Annotated in this window: 4 protein-coding genes and 1 pseudogene; 1 reads left to right on the top strand and 4 read right to left on the bottom strand. The window is 36.5% G+C overall.

Annotation, left to right across the window (positions count from 1 at the left end):
* Both Q0L68_RS15295 and pckA read right to left on the bottom strand, forming a co-directional pair.
* Window positions 1–300 (bottom strand): peptidylprolyl isomerase (locus tag Q0L68_RS15295; RefSeq protein WP_296704913.1); only part of this gene is annotated, 300 nt, incomplete at its 3' end.
* A 114-nt stretch (window positions 301–414) separates the two neighbouring features.
* Window positions 415–2019 (bottom strand): phosphoenolpyruvate carboxykinase (ATP), encoded by a 1605-nt coding sequence (gene pckA, locus Q0L68_RS15290; RefSeq protein ID WP_296704911.1) that lies wholly within the window; start codon window positions 2017–2019, stop codon window positions 415–417.
* Between the two features lie 281 nt (window positions 2020–2300).
* On the opposite strand from pckA, the gene Q0L68_RS15285 reads away from it, so the two are divergent.
* Entirely contained in the window at window positions 2301–3863 is a 1563-nt protein-coding gene (locus Q0L68_RS15285; RefSeq protein ID WP_296704909.1) for a peptide MFS transporter, read from the top strand.
* Between the two features lie 64 nt (window positions 3864–3927).
* Here Q0L68_RS15285 and Q0L68_RS15280 read toward each other — a convergent pair whose 3' ends face one another.
* Both Q0L68_RS15280 and Q0L68_RS15275 read right to left on the bottom strand, forming a co-directional pair.
* Window positions 3928–5352 (bottom strand): amidohydrolase family protein, encoded by a 1425-nt coding sequence (locus Q0L68_RS15280; RefSeq protein WP_296704907.1) that lies wholly within the window; start codon window positions 5350–5352, stop codon window positions 3928–3930.
* 3 nt (window positions 5353–5355) lie between these two features.
* A pseudogene (locus Q0L68_RS15275) lies at window positions 5356–5638 on the bottom strand (TetR/AcrR family transcriptional regulator); the annotation flags it as partial.

The raw sequence follows: 5638 nt of genomic DNA, 5'->3' as shown, positions 1-5638 counted from the left end.
AAAGAACTGAGAACCACCAGTGTTTCTTCCGGCATGAGCCATAGATAAGACACCTCTATCATGATACTGATTCTCTCCATCTAGTTCGCACTTTATTTTGTAGCCAGGACCACCAGAACCATTTCCAACTGGACATCCACCTTGAATTACAAAATTTGGAATGACACGGTGAAAAGTCAGCCCGTCATAAAATCCTTTATTGGATAAATCGATAAAATTCTGAACTGCAATAGGAGCATCCTTTTCATAGAATTCTACCTTCATAGTTCCTTTTTCTGTAATAATTTCCGCTGTTCTCATTTTTTTAAGATAAAGGTTTAAACCTTTTGTTTATTCAAATTAATAGGTAAAAATAGAAGATTAATTGAAGAATGATTTAAAAATGATAGGGAGTATTGACTACTCCCCATCAAATTATTTGATAATTGGTGAACCTTTCAAAATGTCAACTGTAGCAAAGTCTTCAAATTGCTTAAAATTAGAAACAAAAGCCTCAGCAAGTTTTTCAGCCTGAAGATCATAAGCGTTCTTGTCTTCCCAAGTAGATCTTGGGTTTAATACCACAGAAGGAACATTTTCGCATTCTTGCGGAACATCAAATCCAAAAACCGGATGTTTTTTATAAGCCACATCGTTCAAATTTCCACCTAGTGCCGCGGTAATCATTGCTCTTGTATATGACAACTTCATCCTGGAACCGGTCCCATAGGGTCCACCTGTCCAACCTGTATTGATCAACCAAACATTGACTTCATGTTTTTCCATCTTTTCACCAAAAAGGGTTGCGTATTCAGTTGGGGGCAAGGGAAGAAATGCTGCCCCAAAACATGCAGAAAATGTAAGTTTAGGTTCTGTGACTCCCATTTCTGTTCCTGCTACCTTTGCAGTATATCCAGATATAAAATGATACATAGCTTGGCTTTTATTCAATCTGGAAATAGGGGGTATTACTCCAAACGCATCCGCTGTTAGAAAGAAAATATTTTTGGGAATATCTCCAATAGATGGGGTTTTTGAATTTGGTATATAATGGATAGGGTAAGCAGTTCTTGTGTTTTGCGTTACTTGGATATTGCTATAATCAACTTCTCTGCTTCCAGGTTTAAATCTTGTGTTTTCTACAATAGTACCGAATTTAATGGCATCCCATATTTCAGGTTCTTTTTCTCTAGTTAAGTCCACAACTTTTGCATAGCAGCCACCTTCGAAATTAAAAACACTTGAATCAGTCCATCCGTGTTCATCATCACCAATTAAATTTCTATTAGGATCTGTAGAAAGAGTTGTTTTACCAGTTCCGGAAAGACCAAAGAAGATAGCGGTATCACCCTTCTTTCCTATGTTTGCTGAGCAATGCATAGATAGAATTTCTTTTTCATGGGGCAGAATAAAATTTAATACAGAGAAAATACCTTTTTTCATTTCTCCTGCATAGGCAGTTCCTCCAATCAAAATCATTCTTTTGGTAAGGTTCAAAATCGCAAAATTTGTACTAGCTGTCCCGTCAGTTTCAGGATTAGCTTCAAATTCTGGCGCACAAATAATTGTGAAGTCAGGTTTAAAGTTTCCTAATTCCTCTTTTTCAGGTCTTAGAAACATGTTATGGCAAAATAAATTATGCCAGGCAAGCGTGTTAAAAACACGAAGGTTTAATCTATGATTTTCATCTGCACCGGCATAAGCATCTCTTACAAAGAGATCCTTTTGACTAAGGAAATTTTTCATTTTTTCCTCCAACAAATCAAACTTTACTGAATCGAATGGAATATTGATGTCACCCCACCATACGCTCTTTTTCGTTTTCTCATCCAAAACGATAAATCGGTCTTTTGGGGATCTACCGGTAAACTTCCCGGTATCTGCCATTAAGGCTCCGGTAGAAGTTAGGCTTCCTTCCTTTCTTGATAAAGAATGTTCTACTAAAGCAGCAGGAGGGAGATTCAAATAAACTTTCTCAGAGGTTCTTATTTCCATAAGATTACTCTGATTACTGTGTTTTTCCAGAACTGTGTTCTGCATAGAAAATTGGGTTTACAAACTGAAATAAGTCAAGCCAAAATTAAGAAAAAGGCTTAATAAAAAACTAAAAAAGTATCGAAATTTGGCTTTTCAATCGATTACGAAAAAAAAAACAGTAAAATATTTGGTGTATCGTTTTTTATATGATTTAGATCATTTAAATACTCAAATATTTTCATTAAAAACTTAAATTAAGGCTTCTCTTTGTATAAAGATTCTTGGAGAAAAGTCACAAAAACGGTTATCATTGTAAATTAAATATTCACCCAAATAAGAAATCCTTGGAAAAACAACTTACTCCTGAATTTGATGGGCCTACAGTTTTTGGTCATCCTAAAGGTTTAATGACCTTATTTTTTACAGAAATGTGGGAACGCTTCAGCTACTACGGAATGCGTGCTCTGCTCATATTATTCATGACCACTGCCATTGTTGATGGTGGACTTGGATTTGATGATAAAACCTCAGGAGCGATTTATGGACTTTATACCATGGGCGTTTATTTGCTTGCTTTGCCTGGAGGTTGGTTGGCTGATAGATTATTTGGTCTGAAAAAATCTGTATGGTATGGTGGGATTATTATTGCACTTGGTCACTTTACCATGGCTCTACCAGGTCTGATTTCACTGGGTCAAGAAAGTAATACTGTAAAAGACTCTCTTTCTAGTTTGGACACCAACTCGTTTTTTTTGGGCTTGGTTTTAATTGTACTTGGAACAGGTTTATTAAAACCAAACATTAGTTCAATAGTAGGCCAACTATATGCCCCCGGAAGTTCAAAGCGGGATGCTGGATTTTCTATTTTTTATATGGGTATTAACATAGGAGCACTGATTGCTCCAATTGCCTGTAGTACTTTGGCTGCTTATGATTGGCATTTGGGCTTTGGTTTAGCTGGATTCGGAATGGTTTTGGGATTGATTCAATATAAGCTTACCAACAAATCACTGGATGGACTTGGTGAGACCCCTGTCATTGAAAGTCCTGAAGAAATTGAAAGCAACAAAAAGCTTAAGTCTATGGTAACATGGATAGGTTCAGTACTATTGGCAGTAGTAGTTTTTCTTTTTTCCGGTGTAATTTCTATTGATGTATCCTTGATTGCAGGGGTTTCAGGCTATGTTATAGCAATTGTAGCTTTTGGATATTTGGGATACGTTATGGCTTTTGGAGGTCTCTCAAAACCGGATAGGAATAAAGTAGGAGTGATTACTATTCTCTTTCTATTCTCTGCCATGTTTTGGTCTGGCTTTGAGCAGGCTGGTTCTACGTTGAATCTATTTGCAGAAAGATTTACTGATAGAACGGTCTTTGGATGGGAAATTCCAACGGGTTATTTCCAATCTATCAATTCTATGTTCATTATAATTTTCGCACCTATATTTGGTGCCATGTGGGTTTGGTTGGGTAGAAGAAACTTGGAACCAAGCTCTCCCTTGAAGTTTACCTTTGGTTTGCTTTTACTAGGCGTTGGCTTTTTTGTGATGTATTTCGCAGCAAAAATTGCAGCTTCGGGAGATTTAGCGGCTCCAACCTGGTTGATTTTAACATATATGCTTCACACTTTTGGAGAACTTAGTTTATCTCCGGTAGGATTGTCTTTGGTTACCAAACTTGCTCCGAAGGCTTATGGAGGTCAAATGATGGGGATTTGGTTCCTGTCTGTTGCTTTAGGAAATCTGATTGCAGGACTAATTGCTGGGGAGGCAAGCGGAGGAACTGAAGAGGCACTTGCCCAAATGCCTGACCAATATATGTTAATCGTTTATACTGTAGTTGGATCTGCAATTCTTCTTTTCCTGTTGAAACCTGTTATTCGAAAAATGATGGGAGAGGTTCATTAATGCAGATCTATTAAAATAGAGATTAATCTAAATATGGGATGTCAAAAATGATATCCCATATTTTTTATCCATTTTCTTTTTTAGCAACCCAGGCCTTAATTTCAGCTAATATTTGATTCAGCTTTATGCGATCTAGTAGTTGACCATCTTTTAAAACATCTTGAATATCCAATGTTGCTTCAATATTTTCTAGTGGGTTTTGATTCAAGATCAATAAGTTTGCTTTTTTTCCTTTTTGTACTGATCCAAAATCCTTTTCCAGACCAAAATATTCTGGACCATTGATAATAGAAGCTTCCAAAGCTTCCCTTGGAGTTAAGCCATATTTTACAAGTAGCTGGAGTTCTAAATGAATGGCTAATCCTGGATAATCATAAGTATTTAAATAACCTGCATCTGTTCCAGCATAAATTTTCATCCCTGATTCTTTAACCAATGGTATCAAATTCGCAATTGCTTCAAAACTGTCTTTCCTATTTTGTTTGTCTTCGGGAGTATCATTAGCCATTCGCTGAATTCTCCACTGATAACTTTCCTTTAGCTTTGGGCCCAAATAGTTTAATATGGTGTCTCCCTGAAAATATTTTTCTTCTAGGTATGCAATATTGGAACTGATCAATAAAGTAGGAACTACCCCTGTTCCTTGTGCTGCAAGTTGTTTAAACTTGGTTAAAGCAACTGAATCATCTCTGCTTTCACTTTGAAGTTTTGCGGCATCAGTTGCATTCATGGTATCATTTCCTCTAGCAATGCTAATTTCTTCTTCAAATGGTGTCGTCATTCGCATTAGATAACCCAAATGCTCCACAGTTTTTTGACCAGCTTTTGACACCTGATCTATCGTTAGTGCAGTAGGAATATGTCCTGATACACTCCACCCTCTTTCTGTAGCTTGTTTTACTGCTTCTAAAAATAATTCTGGTTTAAGGGTATTGTCTGTGATTTTTATAAAATCAACTTTAAGTTTTTCCAGTGAATCTAAAGCAGCTTCTAACTCTGTTACAGTACCAATTTCTAAATCTCCAGGCCAAATTGAGTTAATACCCTCTAATTTTGGTCCTGAGGTAAGTATTTTAGGTCCAATTCTTTTGCCTTGGTTAATCTCATCTCGCCATTTCAATACTTCTAGACTAATATCACCTGCGGCATCTCTTACTGTTGTGACCCCAAAGGCTAAATAAAGAGGAAGTAACTGCTCATTTTCGTCTATATATTCTGCCCCTCCAAAATGGACATGATTATCCCATAAGCCCGGTAATAAAAATTTACCGTCTCCATTAATTGTAAAATTACTTTGATACTTAACTTTTAGAGACTGATCCCCAACTTCAAGAATCGAATCTCCTTGTATGGCCACAAACTGATCTGATATTATTTCACCATTCTTAACATCTACAATAGAAATGTTTGTAATAAAAATGGAAACGTCCTTTTTGCTTTGACAGCTAACACATAAAATTGCAGCGATCAATGAAAAATAAAACTTCATGATTTAGAATAAAGAGCCTTGAACTGTTACAGGTTTGACAGCTTGAATTGTACCTTTCAACATGTCCTGAAGAAGTTTTTGAAATCCAGGCTGCCAATTGGAAGGGCTAATTTTGATTTCTTTTCCTTCATATTCTATTGGCCCCATCATTTTTTCATATCCGATAATCATACTCCAAACAGTATAAAACGTTATTTCAGGCTGTAATTCTGGGCGAATGCTTCCGTCTTTGATACCTTGGCTGACCATCATTACCCCAATTTTTGCTGGTTCATGATGGATTTCT

The organism is Algoriphagus sp., from assembly GCF_024642405.1.
Classification (GTDB): Bacteria; Bacteroidota; Bacteroidia; order Cytophagales; family Cyclobacteriaceae; genus Algoriphagus.
Note: the sequence above shows the minus strand (reverse complement) of the source record. Positions and strands in the feature narration are given on the sequence as shown.

Coding starts and splice junctions, on each gene's coding strand:
- pckA (WP_296704911.1), bottom strand. CDS start 2,019: ATGCAGAACACAGTTCTGGAAAAACACAGTAATCAGAGTAATCTTATG.
- Q0L68_RS15280 (WP_296704907.1), bottom strand. CDS start 5,352: ATGAAGTTTTATTTTTCATTGATCGCTGCAATTTTATGTGTTAGCTGT.